Annotated in this window: 14 protein-coding genes; 7 read left to right on the forward strand and 7 right to left on the reverse strand. The window is 42.9% G+C overall.

Going from position 1 to position 25,568, the window contains the following annotated elements:
* Positions 1-25 precede the first annotated feature (25 nt).
* Entirely contained in the window at positions 26-1,453 is a 1,428-nt protein-coding gene (locus tag OKW21_RS05780; RefSeq protein ID WP_277478176.1) for a fasciclin domain-containing protein, read from the reverse strand.
* Between the two features lie 329 nt (positions 1,454-1,782).
* Between OKW21_RS05780 and OKW21_RS05785 the strand changes: the two genes are divergently transcribed.
* From OKW21_RS05785 to OKW21_RS05800, 4 genes are read left to right on the forward strand one after another with little or no spacing between them, the layout of a single operon-like run.
* Positions 1,783-5,100 carry a SusC/RagA family TonB-linked outer membrane protein gene (locus OKW21_RS05785; protein ID WP_277478179.1) on the forward strand — a complete coding sequence of 1,106 codons (3,318 nt, stop codon included), beginning with the start codon at positions 1,783-1,785 and terminating at the stop codon, positions 5,098-5,100.
* 24 nt (positions 5,101-5,124) lie between these two features.
* Positions 5,125-6,561 (forward strand): RagB/SusD family nutrient uptake outer membrane protein, encoded by a 1,437-nt coding sequence (locus OKW21_RS05790; RefSeq protein ID WP_277478181.1) that lies wholly within the window; start codon positions 5,125-5,127, stop codon positions 6,559-6,561.
* Between the two features lie 9 nt (positions 6,562-6,570).
* A complete protein-coding gene (locus OKW21_RS05795; RefSeq protein ID WP_277478182.1) occupies positions 6,571-7,434 on the forward strand; it encodes a substrate import-associated zinc metallohydrolase lipoprotein in 864 nt (287 codons plus the stop codon).
* A 1-nt stretch (position 7,435) separates the two neighbouring features.
* Complete coding sequence (locus tag OKW21_RS05800; RefSeq protein WP_277478184.1) at positions 7,436-8,782, forward strand: DUF4302 domain-containing protein; 1,347 nt, start codon at positions 7,436-7,438, stop codon at positions 8,780-8,782.
* Positions 8,783-8,786: 4 nt separating this feature from the next.
* On the opposite strand, the gene OKW21_RS05805 is transcribed toward OKW21_RS05800, so the two are convergent.
* Both OKW21_RS05805 and OKW21_RS05810 read right to left on the reverse strand, forming a co-directional pair.
* Positions 8,787-9,935, reverse strand: a complete 1,149-nt coding sequence (locus tag OKW21_RS05805) for a lactonase family protein (protein ID WP_277478185.1) — start codon at positions 9,933-9,935, stop codon at positions 8,787-8,789.
* A gap of 118 nt (positions 9,936-10,053) precedes the next feature.
* Complete coding sequence (locus OKW21_RS05810; RefSeq protein ID WP_277478188.1) at positions 10,054-12,018, reverse strand: OmpA family protein; 1,965 nt, start codon at positions 12,016-12,018, stop codon at positions 10,054-10,056.
* Positions 12,019-12,250: 232 nt separating this feature from the next.
* Here OKW21_RS05810 and lon point away from each other — a divergent pair, with 232 nt between their 5' ends.
* Positions 12,251-14,713, forward strand: a complete 2,463-nt coding sequence (gene lon, locus OKW21_RS05815; protein ID WP_277478189.1) for an endopeptidase La — start codon at positions 12,251-12,253, stop codon at positions 14,711-14,713.
* A gap of 53 nt (positions 14,714-14,766) precedes the next feature.
* Here the strand turns inward: lon and OKW21_RS05820 are convergent, their stop codons facing one another.
* From OKW21_RS05820 to OKW21_RS05830, 3 genes are all read right to left on the reverse strand, one after another.
* On the reverse strand, positions 14,767-15,897 hold the full coding sequence (locus tag OKW21_RS05820) for an efflux RND transporter periplasmic adaptor subunit (RefSeq protein WP_277478191.1): 1,131 nt from the start codon (positions 15,895-15,897) through the stop codon (positions 14,767-14,769).
* 11 nt (positions 15,898-15,908) lie between these two features.
* The gene (locus OKW21_RS05825; RefSeq protein WP_277478195.1) at positions 15,909-20,222 is read right to left on the reverse strand and encodes a CusA/CzcA family heavy metal efflux RND transporter; all 4,314 of its coding nucleotides are present in this window, start codon (positions 20,220-20,222) and stop codon (positions 15,909-15,911) included.
* A gap of 87 nt (positions 20,223-20,309) precedes the next feature.
* Positions 20,310-20,696, reverse strand: coding sequence for a hypothetical protein (locus OKW21_RS05830; protein ID WP_277478197.1), 387 nt, complete (start codon positions 20,694-20,696; stop codon positions 20,310-20,312).
* A gap of 137 nt (positions 20,697-20,833) precedes the next feature.
* On the opposite strand from OKW21_RS05830, the gene OKW21_RS05835 reads away from it, so the two are divergent.
* Both OKW21_RS05835 and OKW21_RS05840 read left to right on the forward strand, forming a co-directional pair.
* Positions 20,834-22,591, forward strand: coding sequence for an AsmA family protein (locus OKW21_RS05835; RefSeq protein WP_277478199.1), 1,758 nt, complete (start codon positions 20,834-20,836; stop codon positions 22,589-22,591).
* Between the two features lie 301 nt (positions 22,592-22,892).
* On the forward strand, positions 22,893-24,593 hold the full coding sequence (locus OKW21_RS05840) for a sodium:solute symporter family protein (RefSeq protein WP_277478201.1): 1,701 nt from the start codon (positions 22,893-22,895) through the stop codon (positions 24,591-24,593).
* Here the strand turns inward: OKW21_RS05840 and OKW21_RS05845 are convergent.
* A complete protein-coding gene (locus OKW21_RS05845) occupies positions 24,590-25,558 on the reverse strand; it encodes a DUF3667 domain-containing protein (protein WP_277478203.1) in 969 nt (322 codons plus the stop codon). The two genes, OKW21_RS05840 and OKW21_RS05845, sit on opposite strands and share 4 nt — an antisense overlap.
* Between the last annotated feature and the right edge of the window lie 10 nt (positions 25,559-25,568).

A 25,568-nucleotide genomic window follows, 5' to 3' on the forward strand; every position in this document is an offset into this window, starting at 1 on the left:
AAAGATTTTTTCTGGGCTGCTTAGCTTAAGGAAGAAGGACTTGATTAATCACATGAATTACGACCCCATTCTCAACCAGGTTATTGGCAGGGAACTGTAAGTTGGCATTGATTTCAGTAGCAGCATTATTGTCATTTAAGGTAATCGTGCCATTATCTCCCTCTAAGGTCACTGCCAGGTTTCCGTTTAAGGTAGTAAGCGTACCAGCCTCAAAATCAGGAGTAAATAGAATACCGTCAGTAACGACATGCTTCTGCAAAATAGAAGATAAAACTGAAGGGTCAATCCTGGCTGCCTCGGCTTCAACGCTGTCAATGGTAGTGATGATACCTGCACTTTCAAAAGCAGCATCTGTAGGCATAAAGATGGTACGGTTGCTGCCCACATCAAAGGAAGTTTCTTCTAAAGCCTTTCTAAAAATAGTAAAGGAAGAACCACTTAGCGCTTCCACATAGTCAACCATATCTGTCAGGGGAGCAGCCGGCTTCAATACACCGCCCAGATGAACTAATCGTCCATTATTTGCAGGATAGTTAAAATCAACTGTTACCCTGCCATTCAGATAAGTAGCGCCATCAGAAGTGTTGGATACATAGAGTGTTTGACCGCCTAAGGTAGTAATAGTTCTTCCGGCAGAAGCGAGGTCAACATTTCCGTCTAAAACATGGTAATTGGCTGTCTGAGAGACGTTTTCATTAGATACAAAGAAGAAGTCATCAAATGCAGAGTTAATAGGAGCCAGAACTGTATAAGGACTACTGCCGCTGAGCGTGCTCAATAAACCTGTGCTGTTAAATACGTTGTTAATCGTAGAAATTCCTCCATCAAGATTTTGTACACCAATAATGTCTCCCAATGTAGAGGTTAATCCTGCAAGGCTACCAAAAAGTGGTGCCAGGCTGGCTACTCCGGGAGGTAAAATTACTTGGTTAGTGATGTGCATATAGCCGTTAGAAGCAGCAACCGTATTGACAACGACAGTACGGAAAGGCTGTGTATCGGGATTGATCAGGGTGGAATCCCCTTCACTTTCAAAACTCATCTGAGAAACACTCAGGCTGGTAATGGTTGAATCCAGTTCATTTGAATTCAGTGCGATATTTGCCACCACATGATAAAGAATCACGTCAGACAGGATGTCACCTCTCAGCTCGGACATCGTCTGTAAGCCAAGTGTATTCAACAGATTGGCAAAGGCCTCATTATTTGGTGCAAATAGTGTGTATTCTCCCGTAGTGAGGCGTGTTGCTAATGGGTTGCTGGAACTTGGGGTGCCAATAAGTGCTGCAAGACTATCCAGTCCTTCGGTATTGCTCAACACTTCAATCAGGTTATCGTCAGGGCGTGGTGGCTCTCCGTCATCATCGTCCTTACAGCTACTGAAAATGATTGAAGAGCTTAGCAGGCATATGAAAAGGAAATGTAGCTTTCTAAGAGTAAAGGGATGTTTCATAGGGGTAAAAACTGGAGATGTGGGTGTTCAATAGATAAATTAACAAAGCTTAATATACACTTTTGTTATAATTTCTTATTCATTTGCTTCTTAATTTTCCCAAAAATTCACGTATTTGTCTGGAACTTTACAGCTTTACAGCCTGAAATTTTATTAATTCATGCCAAGGCAATAGAAGCTATGGAAATACGTAATATATACAGATTTACTGATAAATTGATCATTAACTTTTATATTATGATCAAGATTATAATTACACTGCACTATACTGACTAACCTCATTAGTAATTTACAGTAATCATGATTGCAAAGGCTTAAACCACAGTAATTTGAAAAGAAATTTACTACTCTTCATTGCCGTATGTTTAAATTTTTCTGCCTGGGCTCAAAGTAGAGTGATCAGCGGAAGAGTAAGTACTGAGGTAGACAATGATGCGCTGCCGGGTGTAAACATTATAGTACAAGGGAAAGGTACCGGAACTGTTACTGATATTGATGGGAACTACTCGCTAAATATTGAGGAAGGTGATGTAGTGCTGGTATTTTCCTATATCGGTTATCAGACCAAGGAAGTCAATGTCGGGAATTCCAATACCATCAATGTGATGTTGATAGAGGATAATGCGCAGCTTGACGAAGTGGTGGTTACCGGTTTTCAGGAAGTAGAAAGAAAGCTTTTTACCGGCTCCGCCAGCCGTATTGAAATGGCGGAAATCAGAAGTCCCGGTATGGTAGATGCCAGCCGAATGCTGGAAGGGCAGGTAGCCGGAGTGACGGTGGATAATGTCTCCGGTACCTTTGGTACCGCTCCCAAGATTCGTATTCGTGGCAATACTTCCATCAACGGGGACAACCAACCCCTTTGGGTAGTGGATGGAGTGATTCTGGAAGACCTTACCAATGTAAGCGCTGACGATATCATTACCGGAAACACCAATACGGTACTGGCCTCTTCTATTGCCGGGCTCAACCCAGATGATATTGCTTCCTTTGAAGTGCTGAAAGATGCATCTGCCACTGCCCTTTACGGAACCCGAGCTAAAAATGGAGTGATTGTCATTACAACCAAAAAGGGTAGAAGTGGGGCATTACGTGTCAATTATTCGGGAAACTACTCTTTCAGGCTAAGGCCCAGCTATAATCAGTTTGATATCCTCAACTCCGGGGATGAGATGTCTATCTACCGCGAGATGTACGAAAAAGGACTGGTAGACATCACCACTTCAGTGAGAGCACAAAATTATGGCCCATTAGGAAAAATGTTCTCCCTTATCTCCGAGCATGAAATCCCCTGGGGAATTAATGGCACCCTAAACGAAGAGTTTCTCAACCAGTACGAAAATGCCAATACCGACTGGTTTGATGTCCTCTACAAAGATGTCTCTTTACAGCAACAGCACTCCGTTAGCCTTACCTCAGGAACAGAGAATTACAATAGCTATTATTCGCTCAGCTATCTGAATGACAACGGGCAAACTGTAGCTGATAAAGTAAAGCGCTTTTCCGGAACGGCTCGCAACACCTTTTACTTCTCCGATCGTTTTACACTGGATACCAAGCTGAATGCCAGCTTCCGTCAGCAATCATTACCGGGAACTACCGACAGAGATTTTGATCCTATTACCGGTAGGTTTAAGCGTGATTTTGATATTAATCCCTTCAGTTATGCCATCAATACCAGCCGGTCCATACGGCCTTATGATAGCAATGGAGAACTGGAGTATTTTCGCAGAAATTATGCGCCATTTAATATTCTGGAAGAGCTAAGCCTCAATTATATTGACGTGCGGGTAGCAGATATCTCCGCACAGGCAGATTTTAATTTTAAGATTCTGGATAATCTGACTTTCCGCAGTACAATGCAGGGGAGATATGCCGCTACTAACAGAGAGCACATCATACACGAGTGGTCTAACCAGGCCGAAGCTTACAGAGCAGATGGCACCCAATATATTCAGGATGCCAATCCACTACTCTATCAGGATCCGGATGAACCCGGCTCTCAGCCCAAAGTAGTTTTGCCGGAAGGAGGTTTCAACTACCTGGACGAAAGTGATCTCCTGAACTTCTACATCAGAAATAGTGTGGAATGGTCAGAAACATTCGGTCAACTTCATCAGGTAAATGTTCTGGGAGGACAGGAAATTAAGTTTACCGATCGTTCTTCCCGTAGTGCCGATGGAATCGGAGTAGTTTATGAAAACGGGGGCGTGGTCAATACTGACCCTGATATCATAGAGTTTCTTAACCGACAGGGTGTAGATTTTTATTCCCTCTCGGAAGACCGTGAGCGTTTTGCCGGTTTGTTTCTTAATGCCGGATATTCATTCAATGATAAGTATGTGGTGAATGGTACAGTGAGGTATGATGGCTCTAACCGGCTGGGAAAGAGCCGATCTGCCCGATACTTACCTACCTGGAATGTGAGTGGAGCCTGGAATCTTGATCAGGAGCGCTTCCTCAATTTGCCTTCAGTAATCAGCTATTTAAAAATCAGAGGTACCTATGGTCTGTCAGCTAACCTTGGCCCTGATGTAAGTGCTTTGCTCAATCTACAGTCAGATGTCACGCTAAGGCCTACCGATAATGAATCTTACCTCTATATTGAAGATCTTGAGAATCAGGATCTTACCTGGGAGAAACTTAATGAACTTAATGTCGGTATGGATTTCGGTTTACTCAATGACCGTATTACCGGTACGATTGATTATTTCAAGAGAGATGCTTTTGATCTTATTGGCGTTTTGCAAACCAGTGGGGTAGGTGGAGTGGCATATAAGCTAGGTAACTTTGCCGACCTACAGGCCAATGGTTTTGAGTTTTCAATCAATACGCTGAACTACCAGGATCAGAATTTCTCCTGGTCTACCAACTTTAATATTGGCTATACCAAAGACATTGTTACACGTCTGGACTTCGGCCCTCGTATCGCAGATGCTATATCTGCCCAGGGTGCTCCCCTGCTTGATGGTCCAAGAAGAGGTATCTATTCCACTAAATTTGCCGGTCTGGATGCCAGAGGTATTCCTACCTTTTATGATCTTACCGGTGAGACTGTATATGACTATAATTTGCAGGAAAGAGACAGTCTTGAAAAGATACTACAGTACGAAGGGCCTTCCGAACCTCGGGGTGCAGGTGGACTGACCAATAATTTGCGATACAAGAATTTCTCACTGAACGTATTGTTTTCCTATAAGTTTGGGTATAAAATCAGGCTTAATGATGCTTTCTACCCTAACTATACTGATTTTAGCTCGTTTTCAAAAACTTTTGTTGACCGCTGGGTAGTACCTGGAGATGAAGAGTTCACCAATATTCCAGTTATTCTGGATCAGAGGATTGTGCAAGGCGATAATACTGCACAGTACAGAAATGCCTACGATTTATACAATAAGTCTACTGTAAGAGTAGCAGATGGCGGTTACGTACGCCTAAAAACGGTAAGGTTGACTTATAATCTTCCTCAATCACTGGCAGGCAAGATAGGAGCCAGGACTGCTACTTTGGGAGTGGAAGGGCAAAACCTATGGCTGGTGTATTCGGATGAAGCCCTGAATGGGCAGGATCCTGAGTTCTTCTCGGCAGGTGGAGTTGCTTTCCCTCAGCCACGCCAGGTTACTTTTACTTTAAATGTTGGATTTTAAAAAATGATCAGGGGCAATAAATATATGAAACAGCTTTTTGGGTTGATGGTACTTTTGTTAGCGGCTACTTCCTGTGATGACTATCTGGAAGAAACACCAGACAACAGAGTGGAACTCAATACTTTGGATAAAGCAGCACAATTACTTACCAATGCGTACTCTGAGGGAGGGTATAATTTTGTAGAGTGGATGGGTGACATGGTAACCTACACACGAGGTACCACCAAAGAAGACCAACATAACCAGGCATATCAGTGGCAGGAAGTTGATGAGCTTTTTCAGGATTCACCAACTTTTTACTGGAATGAAACTTATGAGGCTATCGCACATGCCAATGAAGTATTAGCGGTAATTGATGATCTGCCCGGTGATGATGACCAACGCAATGCAGTGAAAGGCGAGGCACTCCTGACACGTGCCTACGGACATTTTATGTTGGTTAATTTGTTTGCCAAACACTATGATGAGGCGTCAGCAGCCAATGACCGTGGCATCCCTTATGTTATGGAGCCCGAAACTGAATTCATTAAACAATATGAAAGACTAAGCGTAAAGGCAGTATATGACAGGGTAGAAGATGATTTACTGCAAGGTTTGGAACTATTAGACGGATCATTTTATGCCAACTCAGGAAAATATCATTTTACCAGAAATGCTGCACTGGCTTTTGCTTCCCGCTTTTACCTTTTCAAAGGGGACCTCAACAGTTGTATAGATTATAGTAGTCAGATGCTGGGAGCGAATCCTGATGTGTTTGTAAAAGACCTGGCGGCACTGCTGGAGGAAAGAGTAAATACTGAAGACTATGTCAGGTTATATACTTCTCCTAATGATCCCAGTAACCTGCTTCTGATGCGAAAAATCACCAACTTCCACCTCACAGTAGGGTACTGGCCGGATGACGAGGTTTACAGCGGAAGGATTTTTGGCAATAACCCCTTTGATGCTACTGATCTCAGGGAAGACCCCGCTTATGTAAGGGGAGATAATGGTCTAAGTGCTACCCGTTTTGAGTTCCTTTTTGAGAGAAGCAGCCTAACCTCAGGAGTAGGTTTTAACTATACCATTGTGCTTCCTTTTCGTGGTGAAGAAGTTCTATTGAACAGGGCAGAAAGTTATGCCAAACAGAACAGGGTGAATGAAGCTTTGGCAGACTTACAAACCCTCTGGAATAAAAGGTACGACAGTCCGGTATCGCTTACATTAGAGGAAGTACAACGGTATGTAGGTGAAGATGACCCACGCATCGCTTTGCTTATCTACATAGTAGAAATAGAAAGGCCTAAAGAATTTGTACATGAAGGCTTGCGCTGGTTTGATATCAAACGTTATGATATTCCTGTCACGCATGAATTAGAAAACGGCTCTACCATCACCCTGGAAGCTGAGGACAACCGAAGAGTATTACAGATACCGGAAGCGGCCCAGGACGTAGGTGGTTTAGCTCCCAACCCAAGATAATTTACAGGCATGAAAAGTATACAATATAAAGCGCTGATATTCTTGATGATGGTACTCGCTTCGGCTTGCTATCAGGAAGATCCGGTTGAGAAAGAAATCACCCAGGCAGAAGCCTCAACCGATCCCTTAGATCAGTTGATTCAGACCCGTTTTTTGGATGAGTATGGCGTTGCGGTTCGTTATCGCTATGTAGACCGCTATGTAGACCCTACCAAAAGGGTTACACCTCCGCGCAAGGAGTTGGTAGAACCGGTGCTGGACTTTCTTACCCGATTCTGGATTGAGCCTTATATTCAGGTAGAAAATGGGGAAGAATTTTTTAAGAACCATGTGCCTGCCGAGGTTATCCTGATAGGCTCTTTCATTTTTAATGATGATGGCACTGTGACATTGGGCACGGCAGATTCAGGAGCAAGGATCACTTTGACAGAAATTAATAATATTGATGAAGAAGATCCGGACTGGATTTTCCGGCAGTTAGGAACCATTTATCATGAGTTCGCCCACATCATTCACCAACGCTACAATCTTCCGGCAAATTTTCAGCAGATATCACCCCAGGGCTATACTTCACCCGGTTCCTGGTTTAACCTTACTGAAGATGAAGCCTTAAGACGTGGGTTTGTATCACCTTATGGAACCAGTTCGTTTAATGAAGATTATGCCGAAATAGTAGCTCATATTCTGTTTGAGCCTGACTTTTACGAACTTTATATCAACGAAGAAGAAGATTGTAGCGATATAGCATGTGTAGAGAGAAATGAAGGGAAAGCGTTGATTCGCAGTAAATACAATATGATTATAGATCATTATGAGCAGAGTACCGGGGTTGATCTTTTGGAGGTTAGGGAAATTATTCAAGCTAGACTTTAATATGAGGAGAATTTTATTGGCGATAGGCCTTACTAGCCTGCTGATGGCTTGTCAGAATGATGATAATGTATTTGATGAAAGTGCGGACGAGCGTGCTTCCATGGCAATTACAAATTTGAAATCTCAGCTGACCGCACCTGCCGAGGGTTGGCTGTTGCGTTACAGACCGGAGAATGAATCCGGAAGCTATTATGTGTTGCTAAATTTTGATGAAGAAAATAATGTGCGTATCAGGACGGATTTCGGTATTAATGATGGAGAGTTTTACGACCAGACCATTACCTACAGGATTGATAATTCACTCGGGCTTGAACTAATCTTTGAAAATTATTCATTCTTCAGTTTTCTCTTTGAACTTGACAATGCCTCTTTTCTGGCAGAGTATGAGTTCAATTATGTAAACGAAACCCCGGATGGAGCATTGGTTTTCAGAAGTAAGACAGACCCCTCATCTCCTACAACTTTGGTTTTTGAACCCGCCACCGGGAATGAAGAAGCTAATTTATTGGGCAAAGAATTATCCAATAACTTAAACATGCTTTCAGAAAATGCCTTAGCCAGATTTGCTACTTCTTACCGCCTCAGCTATTCTAACCGCGATATCGTAATCTATCTATCTTTTGAGAGCTTCCTGCGTACCATCAACTTTACTTTTGTATCCCCTGATGGTTCTGAGGAAGGGCAGGAGCTTGACTTTGCTACCTCTTATACAGTGGAGAATGATAAAATTATCTTGGACGAAGCTTTCTCAGGCAACTTCTTCGGACAGGAAATATCTATTCCCAGTATCAGTTTTGGTGAACTTAGCGATGTGGATTTGACAGTTTGCGGAGAAACTACTGAAATCAATGAATATAGCGCCTCTATCAATTCAGCACCTGCAGTTTTGGAAAATGCAATCTTCGACCCCAACGGAGCGAATTTGTTTGAAAAAGCTGAGTTTTTCTTTAGCGTTAATCAGAACATATTTGATGAGAGCGGCTCACTAGGGGCACAAATTGAAGAAGATGTTGAAGGGTCTCTGGCGATGATTTTATACTATGACCAAACACCATCTGACCCTTTTTACGCTTTAGGTTTTTTTATTGTAAATGAAAGTGGTACAGTAACTCGTGCGCTGAGAGAGTTTACGCCTACACTTGATGGCAATCAATTAAAACTGGAGTATGCAGATGATTTTACGGTATTACAAGACACTACTGGTACCTTCAATGAAGCGAATGTAGACAAATACCTGAATTGGTTCAATGAAGGTGAAGGTGTACGTATTTACAAAGTAGATGATAATGTTTACGAGCTTTATAATACCTGTAATGACATGAGTTTTGTCTTCCTGTATAACCAATAATTCTTTAAGGTAAATGTAACTGCTGAATACAAACAGCGGCAGGTATATGAGCTTCGTTCCCCCTTGGGCTTAGTTTTCCGGTATTTGCATCTCGCTCAAAAACCACCACATTATCATTGTCACGGTTAGCTACGAAAACAAATTCCCCCTGGCTATCCATACAAAAATTTCTGGGGTGTGCTCCCCCTGAACTTTCATGGCCTACATAAGATAATTTACCTGTGTCAGCATCAATCCCATAAATCGCAATACTGTCATGCCCCCGGTTTGAAGCATAAACAAATTTACCATCAGGAGAAACATGGATATCGGCGGTAGTATTTTGAACCTCAGTGCCTTCCGGCAAAGTAGGTACCCGGTCTGTTGCTTTTAGGGCGCCGGTTTTTTGATCCACTGTATAAGCCGCGATAGTAGAAGATAATTCTTCCATAGAAAACGCCAGTTTACCATTAGGATGAATTGTAAAGTGCCTCGGCCCGGCACCAGGCGTACTGGCAGCGTAGGGAGTTTTAGCAGGACTGAGCTTACCCGTTTTACGATCAGGCTGATAGATCATGATTTTGTCCATGCCCAGGTCAGAAACATAAAGCCAGTCCCCATTTTCTGAAGGAATAGCAGAATGCGTATGCGGCTCCTGCTGACGATTAGGGTTTACGCTGCTTCCCTCGTACTGAACCATATCGGTGGCCATTCCCAGGCTTCCGTCAGGGTTTATCGGGTAGACCGAAATGTTTCCTCCACCGTAATTGGAGACATACGCCAGTTTACCCATGGGGTCAATGCTTACATGACAAGGTCCTGCTCCGTGCGACGATTGTTCGTTTAGTTTGCTTAGCTCTCCACTCTCACTATTGATACGAAAAGCAGTGACCGTTCCGCTTTTATCATCTTCATTCATGCCCTCCCGATACACTGCGTAAAGAAATTTACCGTTAGGATGGATTGCCAGAAACGAGGGACTTTGTTTATCTGAAACAGTCTGTAATTCGTTGAACTGGGCAGTAGCTCTGTCAAATTCCAGTACGTAAATACCTTTGCTACCGCGATCAGAATAGGTGCCCACATAAAACAACTCCTTGTCAGAAGACTGGGAATTTGCGCTAAAGTGCAGCGTGAGTAGCGTACAGGTAATAAGGAAAAATGTGATTTTCATAGGTTGTGAAGTTGATTACCTCAAATTGCAAAGTAGAAGCAAATTTGACAAGCGTAAAGAAAAATAATAAGCTGGAAATTGAATGTTGATAACTGAAGGCTATAAACCAGACTACTGGCTACTGCCGAATAATATTGAACTCTACCCGGCGGTTGAGCTGTTTGTCTTTCTCAGTTTTTTCCTCTACAATGGGCTTGGTACTGCCATAACCGATTGCTTCTACCCGACTGGCATCTAGCTTACCGAATTCTACTAAATATTCTTTGATCGCATCAGCTCGTCTTTGTGAAAGGTCCAGGTTAAGGTCAGGATTGCCATCGGAGTCGGTATGCCCTTCTATTTTAAGCATAAAATCAGGGTTATCCAGCAGGAAGTCTATGATTTTGTCCAGGTCAGCGAACATAGAAGTTTTAAGCTCAGCCTTTCCATTGTCAAATTTCATGTTCTCAAATTTCAGGCGACTGCTGACTGAAGCTACTTCACGGTGAAACTCCTTATCACCGTTCAAAAAGAAGATTTCTTCAAGACGGAAAAATTCATCTCCCTGGATAATAATGAGGTAATTGTTCTCATTGATCAGCTCAAACTCAAAAGAGCCATCCGGTTTCAGAAACTTAGGAGCTACCTCAACCCCATTATCCAAATCTATGATAGACACAATACCATTAGAAAAGGGCTTACCGGTTTCCTCATTGCGCAGTGAGCCTTTAAGGTTAGTAGTAGCCAGAGGTTGGGCCTCCATAGGCAGGGGAAAGGAGTAAAGATCAAGATTTGCCATTTTATCTTCCACAGAGCGGGCATAATACAGGTTCTGTGATTGAGCATCTATGGTAAAATAAAACTCACTACCTTGTCCGTTGACCAGCGGCCCTATATTTTTTGGCTCTCCCCAGATATTATCCAGCCGGTTGGATTTATAGATATCAAATTCCCCAAAATTAAGGAGGTGGCCGTTAGAGCTGAAGTAAAACACATGATGTCCAGGGTGATAAAAAGGGCTAACTTCACTACCCCTTGTGTTGATAACAGGCCCCATATTCTGAGGAGCAGACCATATTCCGGTACCGGTTTTATGGGTAAAGTAAATATCTGTCATCCCAAAACCGCCAGGTCGGTCAGAGACAAAAAATAAAGTGTCACCACTATGTGAAAAGGAGGGGTGGGAGTCCCAGTAAATACTATTGATTGCTTTTCCAAGATTTTCTGCGGTACTCCAGCTACCGTCCTCCTGCATTTTGCTTATGTAGAGGTCGCAACTTCCTAGTCCATCCGGGGAGCTACAACGCGTAAAAACCAACCTGTCACCCTGGGGACTGATGGTTGCAGAACCTTCGTTATAAGGTGAGTTTACTGGCGTTAAAGGTTTGGCAGGCGTCCAGTAGCCGCTTTCATTGCGGCTAAACATCAGGTCTTCATTTTCTCTTTCACTCAATCCCTGTTTGATAGTATTCCTCTTGGAAGTAAAAAGCATCATAGCATTATCAGGGCTTAATGCCGGACCATAATCACCCGCATTGGAGTTGATCTCATTGCCCATATTGAGATACACACCCTGAGGGGGACGCAAAGTATCTATCTCCTTACGAAATTCTACTAGTTCATAGTAGTATTTTAGGGGTACATAATTTTCTTTGTTTTCTACAGGTAGCTGGTTTATCTCATCTTTTATCAGGCTCATGTCCATGCCGTCACGGTAATGCTTCAGTACCAGCTTATAGAGTTGAATGGCTGCCAGTGTGTCACCCTTCTTTGCTTCCAGTGATGCCAACTGCCAAAGTAGTTGATTGTCTTTAAAAAAATTTTCAACACCGAATTTGCTTACATATTCGTAGAGGATAGGGTACAGCGCTTCATCATTGTCAGAACCGCTATATTTTTTGATAGCCTGTAAATCCCGCTTATCTGAGTAATAAGGAGTTCGGTTGATATTGGGGAAGCGAATTAACTTACGAATTCTTTTTTGTTCAGCGATACTGCTGCTATCCTCCAGGCTAAGGCTTTCGCTTACTGCCCGGAGCTGTGCATGTGCTTTCACCACCGTAAAAGAAAGAAGCACTAAACAAATGAAAAGTCTTGACACCATCTAGCCTGCAAATTCTGACAACATGCCCTTAGTAACAATTAAAAGCGAAAATAATTTCAATTTGTAAGAATGCAGCATGTTTTCAAATTGAACTGCTTATTTATTATAGGTTAGATATGCCTAAACTACGGCTAAGCACTAAGTAATGGCATAGCGATTGCCATTTACTATACATAGTGGTATAGATAAAATAACTACATATAATATGCCAAAATGGCATAAAACGTGGGATATGAAAGATAATACTATGTTTGAATCAATATTATTGAATGAATTACATGAAGGAGAATCAAATGACCTTATTCATCTCGTTACCAGCGACGAGAATGAAGATGATGATATAAAAGAAATGCCGGAGGAACTACCCATCCTCCCTATACGCAATACTGTACTTTTTCCCGGGGTGGTTATTCCTATTACTGTGGGAAGAAAAAAATCTATAAAGCTTGTAAAAAATGCTTATGAGAAGGGTGACCGTGTGATAGGTGTGGTAGCACAAAAAGACAGTGATGCCGAAGAACCAGACTCTGAAGATATTTACAAAGTAGGTACAGTTGCTAAGATTATTAAGATGCTTGTATTACCTGACGGTAGTACCACCATCATCATCCAGGGCAAGGCACGATTTGAAATTACTTCTGTACTCAAAGAAGAACCCTACATTACCGCAAGCATTTCAGTCATTGAAGAGCACTTTCCTCCTCGTTCAGAAAAGAAGGTGGTTGCTACGGTACAGTCATTAAAAGAGGCGGCAACAAAAATTTTAAAGCTCAATCCTGAAATTCCCCAGGAAGCACAGGCAGCCCTGGACAATATTGAAAGTCCCAGCTTTTTAACGCATTTCCTGTCCTCTAACATCAGTGCGGATGTCGCTGATAAACAGAAATTACTGGAAACCAATGATGGTTTGAAGAGGGCAAAGCAGTTGCTGGAATACATGTACAAGGATATCCAGATGCTTGAGATACGGCATGAAATCCACAGTAAAGTACATTCTGACATTGATCAGCAGCAGCGCGATTACTTTCTGCGCCAGCAGATGAAAGTCCTGCAGGATGAACTGGGCGACGGAGGGCTGGATAAGGAAATGGAGAAAATGCGTGTGCGAGGCGAAAAGAAAAAATGGCCTGAATACGTTGCCAAGCATTTCAATAAAGAGCTGGATAAGCTTTCCCGCATGAATCCTATGGCTGCCGAATATCCGGTATCTTTCAATTATGTGGAGTTTTTGCTTGACCTGCCCTGGGAGCACTACTCTAAAGACAGCCTTGACCTGAAAAAAGCGAAGAAAATACTGGATAAAGATCACTATGGGCTGGAAAAAGTAAAAGAGAGGATCATAGAGTATCTGGCGGTACTGAAGCTTAGAAATAACATGAAAGGCCCGATACTTTGTCTTTATGGCCCTCCCGGTGTCGGTAAGACCTCACTGGGTAAATCTATCGCCAAGTCACTCAACCGAAAATACTGCCGCCTTTCACTGGGAGGAGTAAGCGATGAGGCTGAGATTCGTGGTCATCGTAAAACTTATGTGGGAGCGATGCCTGGCAAGATTATCAGTAATCTCAAAAAAGCAAAAACCGGCAATCCGGTATTTGTACTGGATGAAATTGACAAGGTAAATTCAGACTTCAGAGGCGACCCATCTTCAGCTTTGCTGGAAGTGCTGGACCCTGAGCAAAACGATACTTTCCTGGATAATTACCTGGAGGTAGAGTATGATTTATCAAACGTACTGTTTATCGCCACTGCCAACTCTCTGGATACAATCCACCACGCCCTGCGTGACCGGATGGAAATCATAGAGATTACGGGCTATACCATTGAAGAGAAGATAGAAATTGCTAAAAAGCACCTTGTGCCCAAGCAGCGCAAAGAGCATGGACTCAACGCCAAGCAGGTTACGTTTGACAGGAAGGCTCTTCAATCTATTATTGAGAATTATACGCGTGAGTCAGGTGTAAGGAGTCTGGAACGAAAGATCGCTACTGTGATCCGGAATATCACCAAATCCATTGCCCTGGAAGAGGAGCATTCTCCAAAAATCACTGCTGAGGCAGTAGAAAAGATCCTGGGTGCGCCGGTTTTTGATAAAGAAATCTATGAAGAAAACGAGCTGGCAGGTGTGGTCACAGGATTAGCCTGGACCCAGGCAGGGGGAGAAATTCTGTTCATAGAATCAAGCTTGAGCAGAGGTAAAGGTAAGCTAACCCTCTCCGGTCAGCTGGGTGATGTGATGAAGGAGTCTGCTATGACAGCGCTGTCATACCTGAAATCCAATGCTGAGCAGTTAGGAATTAATTATAAGGTGTTTGACAATTATGACTTACACTTACACATCCCGGCTGGTGCCGTACCCAAAGATGGTCCTTCAGCGGGTATCACGATGCTGACTGCCATGGCCTCAGTGTACACGCAGCGAAAGGTGAGAAACAAGATGGCTATGACCGGAGAAATCACCTTGCGAGGAAAAGTAATGCCGGTAGGTGGTATTAAGGAGAAAATTCTTGCCGCCCGTCGTGCAGGCGTTAAAGATATCATCCTTTGTGATAGAAACCGCAAGGATGTGGATGAAATAGGTGAGCAGTATACCAAACAGCTCAACATCCACTATGTGCGTACTGTGGATGATGTTTTGGAATTGGCACTGTTAAGCAAGAAAGTAAAAAATCCTATCCAGTTTGTAACCGAATAGGATTACACACTATACTGATTTTGTAAAGCGGAGGTTGAAAGCTTCCGCTTTTTTTATTTGTTTGCTTCTGCATTTAGGTAATACGCGCCTTCTATTACAATAGACTGACCTTCAAGAGATTCAGGGTTCATGATCTGAGTCAATTTATTGTATTCCGCTCCAGTTTGCACATGCCTTCTCACAAAAGCGTCGCCTTCATTAACATACACATAGTACTCATCATTATCTCTGATCAGAGCGGATTGAGGGAGAGCAGCCACACTATCCGCAGACAGGAAGATTTTGGCATTGGTGTACATGCCGGGTTTAAAGTAATCTTCAGGAGAGTTAATATCCACATGAACGCTAAAGGCACGATTTTCATCTTCCATTTTCTGGCCGATCAAAGAGACTTTCCCCTCAAAACTACGCCCGGCATTTTCGTTCAGGCTATAAAACACACTTTGCCCTATGCTTATCTTTGGGATATCTTTTTCAAACACATTGAGGTCAAGGTGCATGTGCGATTTATCAATCAGCTCATACATGTTTTCCTGGCTGCTCACAAATTTACCGCGGTTGATATTTACGGCTGTAATGTAGCCGCTGATGGGAGCATGTAAGGCAATACGGGAGCTGATGCCTTTTTTTTCAATATTTTCAGGACGAATACCAACATACTTTAGTTGTGCGGCAGTACCCATCAATTGAGCCTGTAGAGACTTGAAATTTGATGCTGATTCTTCCAGCCTTTTACGGGCAGAAGCATCTCCGCTGGAAAGTGTTTTTTGCCTTTCATATTCTTGCTCAGCGAAAGTTAGCTTGCTTTGGGTGTCCAGGTAAGCCTGCTGAAGCTTTATGTATTCAGGGTGACTTAGTACAGCCAACAGAGCTCCTTTTTTGACAAAATCTCCGGGAAGGAAATTCACTCTTTCTACGAAGCCACCTATTGGTGCGTTCACAGTGACGATGTTTTGTGGTGGAAGGGTAATTGTACCACTGCACTCTACAAAGTCTGAAACCATTTGCTTCTGTAACGGACCTAATTTGATCTCTGCCAGCGCTATCTGCTCGTCATTTAATTGGACACTACCGGATGTAAGCTCGGCAGGAGTGCCTACTTCGGCAGCTTCCTGGCTCTCTTGCGCCCTCTCCGAGCAGGAGAGAAAAAGAAAAGAGAGTGTGATTGCATATATTATTTTCATGGCAAGTTTCTTTATTGGTAAAACTCTAAATTGATGACAGCCTGATTGTACTCATTTAAGCTGCTGAGGTAATCTATTTTGATTTGTATAGCCGTGGTGATACTTTGCAGGTAACGGAAGTAATCAATCTCACCCTGGGCGAGCTGTAAATTGGCTGTATTTAAAATTATTTCTGCCTGTGGTAAAGCAGTTTCTGTATAGTAATTGAGTTGCTTTTCGGCCTGGCTTAACTGGAGGAGCAGCTTATCAATTTCCTGCGCTACATTGTACTGCATGTATTCCATACGGTTGAGTGCCTGTTGTTCCTGTATTTTGGCACGGCTGATTTTACTTTTCTGGGGGAAAAACCATACAGGAAAAGCGACGCCTACCTGCCAGCCTTGAAGGTTTTTAAGCCTTACTTCACTGTCACTGATGTTTTGCTTGAAGTAAGCCACCGAAAGTTCTGGGAAAAACATGCTGCTTTCCAGCTTGACCAATGACTGACTTAAGTTTAGCGTTTTCTGGCTCTTGTCTACCAACAAGGTATTGGTACTATTTGCTAATGACTCTGCCTGAAAGTCAATGGCTAGCAGTGTATCCCCATCAGGAGATATTTGTCCCAATTCAGAATGGTACATCAGTTGTTTAAGCGTATTCTCAGCGATTCGGACTTGGTCTTTTTGCTTTACCACAGCATTGCGGGCATTAGAGTACTGACTTTCGGACAAAGTTTTTTCCAGTAGGTCACTGTCACCACTTTCATAACGGAGCTGGACCTTCTGGCTGTAATCTGAGTACAGATTCAACTCCTCTAGTCTTTGTTGCAAAAGCTCATGCTCATACACCCACTTGTAGTAAGCCGATTTAATTTCCTTTTCCAGCTGCTTCTGTGCTAAAGCCAGCTCGGTTTCATTGAGCGCAATTTGCTGGTTGACATAATTGCTTCTTTGCCCATGCGCAAGCAGTGATCCAAAGGATTGATTGATCTGCCACATGGGATCCTTCAGTTCTGAGTTGATTTGTCCATACTGATAAGTAAACTCTGTGGAAGGCAGTTGCAACACACTACCTTTCATTTTTTGTGCACTTAGTACTTCCAGTCGGGCATTGTTTACGGATGGGTGGTTTTCCAATCCTACTTCCAAAGCCCGGTCTAGGCTCAAGATAGCTGGTTCATTCTGAGCCTGACTGGCAAAAGGCAGACAAAGCAGGAGCAATACACCTAAGCCACTTTTATTAATGCGTGGAGCCTGATTGAAAAGTATATAGAGAATCGGAAGCACTACTAAAGTAAGCAGAGTTGCGGTGATCAGTCCTCCGATCACTACTGTAGCCAATGGCTTTTGTACTTCGGCTCCGGGAGAGGTAGAAAGTGCCATGGGTAAAAATCCAAGTGCAGTAGTTGCTGCTGTCATGATCACCGGACGCAGGCGGGTAAGCCCTCCCTTGATCACTACTTCTTTAAGATCAGTGATACCTTCTTCACAAAGTTGGTTGAAGTAGCTGATCAGCACAATACCATTGATGACTACAACACCAAATAAAGCAATAAACCCTACTCCCGCTGAAATGCTAAACGGCATTTCCCGTATCCATAGTGCTGTGATCCCTCCGATAGCGGAAAGAGGTACTGCAGTAAAAATCAGAATGGCATATTTGATAGAGCCAAAAGTGAAGTACAGCAGGATCAGTATCATCAGAAGGGCAATTGGAACGGCAACGCTGAGCCGGGCTTTGGCAGCCTGAAGGTTTTCAAAGTCACCGCCATAACCAATGTAGTAACCAGGCTGAAGGGCTAAATTGGCATCCAGTTTTTGTTGGACCTCTTCCACCAGACTTTCTATATCGCGGTTTCTGACATTGATCCCGATGGTGACTCTTCTTTTGGTATCCTCCCGGGAGATCTGCATCGGTCCTTCTTCGTATTCTACACTGGCTACCTGGCTTACCGGCAGATGTGTGCCATAACCATTATTGATGTACAATTGCTCCAAGTTTACATTTTGCCGGTCAGTCTCATTCAACCTCACCACCATGTCAAACTTCCTTTCTCCCTCAAATATGACTCCGGCAGATTCGCCCGCATAAGCTGCCCGGATGAGGGTGTTGAGTTCTTCAATATTGAGTCCATACTGGGCAATCTTCTGGCGGTCATAACGGATCATCAGTTGAGGTAGTCCTTCAACCTGTTCTACCTTTATGTCCGCGGCTCCTGGTATATCTCTGATGATAGCTGCCGCCTCATTGGCCCTGGCGAAAAGTTCGTTCATATCTTCTCCATATATTTTGACTGCGATGTCGGTCTTTACACCGGAAATCAGCTCATTGAAGCGAAGCTGAATAGGTTGGGTGAAGTCAAAACTGGCTCCCGCCACTACGTCCAGTTTTTCTTTCATCATGGCCACCAGTTCTTCCCGGGTTTCGGCAGTTACCCATTCATCCTTATCTTTCATAATGATCATGATATCGCCATCTTCAATAGCCATAGGGTCAGTAGGTACCTCGGCTGTACCGATTTTAGAGATCACAGCCTTCACTTCAGGAAAATTATCCAGCAGGATTTTTTCAGCTTTACTGGATGTTTTTACGCTTTCCTGTAGTGAGCTACCCGGCAGAATCGTCATCTGCATCGCGAGATCACCTTCTTCCAGCGTGGGAATAAACTCCCCTCCCAGGCGTGTAAAGCTGAATACACTTAGCAGGAATAAGACAAAAGCCAGGGCAACTACGGTTTTCTTATAATCAAGAGCTTTATCCAGTACCGGCAGATATACTTTCTTGAGGGTGTCAACGATTTTGTCAGAGATGTTCCTTTTATGTTTGATATCTTTCTTCAAAACCAAGGAAGCCATCATGGGGACATAGGTGAGAGACAAGAGCAACGCGCCCAGTATAGCAAAGCTCAAGGTCTGCGCCATAGGACGAAACATTTTACCTTCTATACCAGTCAGTGTTGTAATGGGTATCAATACCAGGATGACAATGAGTACCCCAAAAGCTGCTGACTTAAATATATTCTGAGCTGAATGATTTACTACTTCATCCATTTCGGTTTTTGATAGTTTTTTGCCCAGGTAACGGGTATTGAGTATATGGAGGACAGATTCTACAATAATCACTGCACCGTCCACTACAATGCCAAAATCCAGGGCCCCCAAAGACATCAGGTTGGCCGACACGCCAAAGGCCCGCATCATAATGAAGGCAAAAAGCATGGAAAGCGGGATGACTGAAGCCACAATTAATCCTGCCCTGAAGTTGCCTAGCAAAAGGACCAGTACAAAAATAACGATAAGGCCGCCTTCTACGAGATTATTTCTTACCGTTTTGATCGTTCTGGCTACCAGGTCAGAACGATCCAGATAGGGGACTATCTGTACTCCTTCGGGCAGTGATTTTTGCACCTGGGCAATTCTCTGGTGGACATTGTCAATTGCCTCGGAAGAGTTGGCATCTTTCAGCATCAGGGTGATCCCTCCAACCGCTTCTCCCTTTCCGTTTTTAGTCATGGCACCAAAGCGTTTGGCAGAACCAAACCGAACCTCTGCCACATCCTTCACGAGGATAGGTAGTTTGTTTCGCACATCAATCACAATATTTTCAATATCCTGAATCTGACTGATCAGCCCTTCAGCCCGGATGTAATAGGCATTACTATTCTTTTCAATATAACTTCCTCCGGAATTCTGGTTATTCGCTGCCAGTGCATCAAACACATCGGAAATGGTTAATCGGTGGCTTTTGAGTTTGGCAGGGTCAAGGGCTACTTCATATTGCTTAAGGTATCCTCCAAAACTGCTGACCTCTACAATTCCTGAAATGCCGGACAATTGTCTTTTCACGATCCAGTCTTGAATAGTACGCAATGACATGGCATCGTATTTGTCTTCAAAGCCTTCTTCTACCTCCAGTGTATATTGGTAAAGCTCTCCCAGTCCGGTAGTGATTGGCATAAGTTCAGGGCTACCTAAACCTGCCGGAATCTCGGCAGCCGCAATGGAAATTTGTTCACCTACATACTGGCGGGCAGTCATGGTAGGTACATCCTCCTCAAAGACAATAGTAACCACTGAGAGCCCATAACGGGAAATAGAGCGAATCTCCCTGACATCCGGAATGTTGGCCATGGTGATTTCTATGGGATAAGTAATAAATTTCTCTACTTCCTGTGGAGCTAAAGATTGGGATACTGTAACAACCTGCACCTGATTGTTTGTAATATCCGGGACAGCGTCAATAGGGAGCTCTTTCATGGAATAAATACCAAATCCGAGTAGAAAGAGCACCATAAGGATGACAACAAATTTATTGTTGACCGAGAGGTCAATGATCTTTTCAAACATGACAAGAATATGTATGGGTAAATAGAATGGTGCGTCACTTCAACAATGGCAGTTGAATGAAGCATGAACAAAAACTGAAAGGAGTGATTAGGTGTGGGGCGGCGCTCTAAGGGGAGCATCTTTCAAAATAAATTCAGCAAAGAGCTTGGGAGAAGCCTCAAGAGCAGTATAGGCCTTCTCTTCCTTGGTTTCTGTATTAAAATGAAGCAGGGTATGTAAAAAAGCCTGAGCTACAAACAGAAATGCAGGAAGGTCCTGTTGTGCTTTGTTGAAATTTTCAAGGTGGTTGTCTCCCAAATCCTGTGAAAATACACTATGCAGCAGGTTAAGAATACCACTATCACAATTTAATGCTTCTACGCCGAGAATAAATTCATCACCACTGATTTTCTGATGGGTATGCGGAAATACCGAATGCCCCAATATTAAAAAGCAAGCGAGAAACAATGGTAATATGTTGAACTTACGTAACATTTTCTGAAGCAGTGGGCTGTGCATTAATTCAGTGAATCAATGTAAGCATTTAAACAAAATAACCGTATTTTACTTTAGATAAAAGCAAGTTGCACAATTTATAGAGGATCTAATTAGTAGCCCTAACATCCAAATGCATGCGTAAGAAATCTGTGATCATTGGAAGCATTGCCATTGGGCTGCTTATCACCTTACTGATAGGAATCCAACTCTTTGTAGCCTTCTGGATCAAACCCGTACTGGATGCAGTCTTCAAAGAATCGGTGAGCTATTATTCTTCGGGCTTATATAAGGTGACTTATAGTAATATGGGCATTCATCCTTTTCAGCAGACAGTAACATTCAAAGAATTTCAGCTTACTTTTGATAGTGCACGTGTAGAACAGGAAGACAGCCTCAAGAGCAGAAAGTGGGTGTCGGCTAATGTAGGTGACTTTGAACTCGGGCTAGGCAACTTTTGGCGAATGATACCACAGCGTTATCTACTGGTAGAAGAGCTTAATATTAAGTCACCACACCTTACTATTTATGACTATTCATCAAATAAAGTAAAGAAGAAGAAAGACACAGTTAATCTAGATAAGATTCAACAGTTTGATGCGCATGCGCTCATTGAAGAATATTTTGACTCCTTGGATGTTGAGCAGTTGAACATTAATGATGCAAATATCAAATGGGTAAACCGGGTAGAAGAGCAGTTACCCTTTAACTTGGGAGATATCAACGCTAATATCAGGAAACTTCATGTTGACTCCAGCACTGTGAATCGTAATTATGGATACCCTTATGCCAAAGAGTTTGTACTCAAGGTTGAAAATTCCTCATTTACCACGCCAGACAGTTTATATACATTTAAACTTGGCATGGTACAGGCTGACCCGGTGGCAGAACAGCTTATTGTTGAGCGCTTTTCTGTAGAACCTCAAAAATCTCTGTACCAGTTTGCACGTGACATCGGACATCAGGCAGACCGGATCAACTTAAACGTTGCCAGGCTTGATATGGAGCAGATAGACCTGCATTACCTGGTAAGTGATCTGGCATTTTTGGTAGGAAAAATCACCATAGAAGATGCAGATTTATCAGTCTTTAAAGACAAGCGACTGCCCGAAGCTCCACAGGAAACCAAACCTATGGTGCAGGAAGCGATAATGAATATCCCTATTCCTTTTAGATTGGATACACTTCAGCTGAAAAGAGGGCATATTGAATATCAAGAACAAATTGAAGATGCCCGTGAGCCTGGGACCATTACCTTTGAGGAGCTGTACATGAGTGCATATCGTATTACTAACCTGGATAGTTTGCGAGCGCAAAACTTGGAAGTTGACGTCCAAACCAGGTTTATGGGCAAAAGTACCATGGATATTCATTTCAACTTTCCGCTTAACAGCCCGAACAATCAGCATTATATACAGGCGGAAATGTACGAAATGCCCTTACAAAGTATGAATGTAATGCTGGAAAATACTGCCTTTGCGAGTATTGAAAGTGGCTATGCTTATGCTGTGAAATTCAATATTAGCGCCAATGAAAAGTCGTCAAGCGGTGACATGCATTTTGCCTACAAGGACCTTAAAATTGCGCTTATCAATAAAGACAATCCTGATGATCCTAAGCTTAAAGAAGTGGTAGGTTCTATTCTTGCCAATGCTTTTGTCGTTAAAACAGATAACCCCTCCAGCAATTCTCAACCTTTACGCATTGGAAAAATTAATTTTGAACGTGACCCCAATAAGTCTGTATTCTCCTACTGGTGGAAATCGCTCCTGAGTGGAATGAAAGGGAGTATGGGGCTGCGCGACGAAATCCCGGGAGCAAATTCTGAAGCCAGTAAAGGAGATGAGAAGAAAGGCTTTTTCAAGAGACTGTTTAAGAAAGACAGTTCAGAATAGGAGAGACTACAGATAAGTCCGGCGGCAGCTTTTTTCTCTATTCCGGTATAGCTATAGCAGGTAAAGGTCTTACAGTTATGGTCTTTTGTCTAATTATCCGGTGTCCTTCCTTGCGGTTTGTACAATTTCCTTATTTTTGAGGCTCTACCCAAACCCAAAGAATGATGGAAATGAACAAAGCATCACAGGATCAACTTGATGGCCCTCCTTTTTTTAAACGATGGTCAGGTATGTACTGGCTGGTTATAGGCAACTTAGTTTTTCTCATCATTTTATTTTATCTCCTCACCGCCTATTATTCATGAGCACCATAGACTGGATTATTCTTTTCGGTACATTAATGTTTATTGTAGGTTATGGTGTTTATAAAACGCGTGGTAGTAAAGACATTGAAGGCTACCTGAAAGGTGGAAATAGCATGAAGTGGTGGACTGTAGGGCTTTCAGTCATGGCTACCCAGGCCAGTGCGATCACTTTCCTTTCCACCCCAGGTCAGGCATTTGAAGATGGAATGCGTTTTATCCAGTTTTATTTTGGCTTGCCCATCGCCATGATTATCATCTCGGTCACCTTCATTCCTATTTACTATAGACTGAAGGTATATACCGCCTACGAATACCTGGAGAGCCGATTTGACCTCAAAACACGCACTCTGGCAGCGATACTTTTTTTGATACAAAGGGGGCTTGCCGCCGGAATTACCATTTATGCTCCAGCCATCATTCTTTCTACTATACTTAACTGGAACCTGAACCTTACCATTATCATCATTGGCACGCTGGTCATTATCTATACTGTGAGCGGTGGTACAAAAGCAGTGAGCCAGACCCAGAAGCAGCAAATGGCCGTGATGCTGGGAGGGATGATCATTGCCGCCTTTGTGATCATTGATCTGTTGCCTGAAGATGTTTCCTTTGGAAATGCCATGGATGTAGCCGGTAATATGGGACGTTTTAATGTAATTACTTTTGACCTGGATTTTTCTAACCGCTATAATGTATGGTCAGGCTTGACCGGAGGTATGTTTCTGGCGCTATCCTACTTTGGTACTGATCAGTCGCAGGTACAGCGCTATCTTTCCAGTAAGTCGGTAGCACAAAGCCGCCTGGGCTTGCTGATGAATGGGCTTTTGAAAGTGCCGATGCAATTTTTAATCCTATTCGTTGGCGTTCTTGTTTTTGTATTCTACCAGTTTTACCAGCCACCGGTATTCTTCAATGAGGCAGTAAGCCAGCAGATAGTTCAAAGTGAGTATGCTGATGACTGGAAGGAACTGGAAGAAAAACATAGTGCTACATTTGAGCAAAAGCGAGAAGAGATCAACGGCTTCCTGCAGGCTTCAGAAGCGAATGATGAAGCAAAGATGACTACAAGCAAGGACGCTGTAAATCAGCTTACTGAAGAACAAGCCGAGATACAAAATGAGGTCAAACAACTGGTAAATCTGGCTTTGCCCTTAGCTGAAACAAAAGATACCGACTATGTATTTATCAGTTTTATTATGAATCACTTTCCTACCGGATTGATAGGCTTGTTGCTGGCGGTTATCTTTTCAGCAGCCATGTCTTCTACCGCTTCCGAACTCAATGCTTTAGGTTCTACCAGTGTAGTGGATTTGTACAAAAGGTCATTTAAAAAAGAAGGATCACCGCGCCATTATCTCAATGCTTCGCGCCTTTTTACCTTGGCGTGGGGTATTCTCGCCATCATTTTCGCCGCTTTTGCCTCGCTCGCTGATAATCTGATTGAGTTTGTCAACATCGTTGGCTCCATCTTTTATGGTACAATACTGGGGATCTTTTTAGTGGCGTTTTATATCAAATATATCCAGTCTAATGCGGTATTTATTGCTGCCTGCATAGCCGAAGCTACAGTGATGTACCTTTTCTTCACCACAGAAATAGGCTTTCTCTGGTTCAATGTCATCGGTTGTGCGTTGGTAGTGTCTATTGCCCTATTCATACAACTAATGATCGGTAAACCAAAAGCTGCTCAAAATTAGAAAATTAAAAAGGAGATAAAGGTTTCTGATAAACCAAACACTAACAATACAAATGCATATATATTTCCTAAAATAAATATTTTGACCAGTGTCTTGAGCCCTCCTTGTTGGTATACCTTTTGAAAAGAAATAAAAATATAAATGGTAATCAATGCCTGAAGCGCCAGGTACACCCATACTCCGCTCATAATGCCCCCAACATCTACCAGTAGATTGATGAGCAGAAGTACACTTGTCAGAAAAAAAGCAAACGAATGTAGGTGAATACCATGAATCAGGTGGTTCATATATAGGTGTTTGTGCCTGAAATAGAGAAGCTTGAGTATGAAAGCAAAGAGAGGCAAGAGCATAAACATCATGATTGGGGCATTCTGCATGACATAGGCAACAAATACCTCAAAATCCTGGCGAACTACCTTGCGCAACTGCCTGAACGCTAGACTTCCAAAATAAGAATCCAATCTGACATTGATCTCACCAAAAGATCGTAATGAATCCAGGGCTTCGTAGTCTGATAAAGTCTCATCTTCCAGTATAGAGCCCATAATTTCCCACTGATTGATGACGACTGAATCAAGCGGGTTAGAAAGGGAGTCTTGCAGTAAAGCTACATTTGTATCCTTACTACTTTCTTCGGGAACTATATTATCGGTTAACCACAGCGTACTGAGAAAAAAGAAAACTACACTAATGATGATGTACAGCCGCAGAGGGTGTACATAACTGACTCTTTTGCCTTCGTTGAAACGTAGCGTAAGAAAGCCCGGTGCTATGACGAAGGGTTTGATACTTCGGGCAAAATTGGTATCAAATGAGAAATAGTTGATGAAAAACTCTTTCACCAGCGTTCCAAATGATACGTTCTGGTCATTATTCTCCTGTCCGCAGCGAGGGCAGTAATGATAAATTTCATTGAGTGATAGCCCACAGTTGAGGCAATCTTTCGTTTTTCTACGGATTCGCATACTTTAAAAT

It is taken from the genome of Catalinimonas alkaloidigena, from assembly GCF_029504655.1.
GTDB lineage: Bacteria > Bacteroidota > Bacteroidia > Cytophagales > Cyclobacteriaceae > Catalinimonas > Catalinimonas alkaloidigena.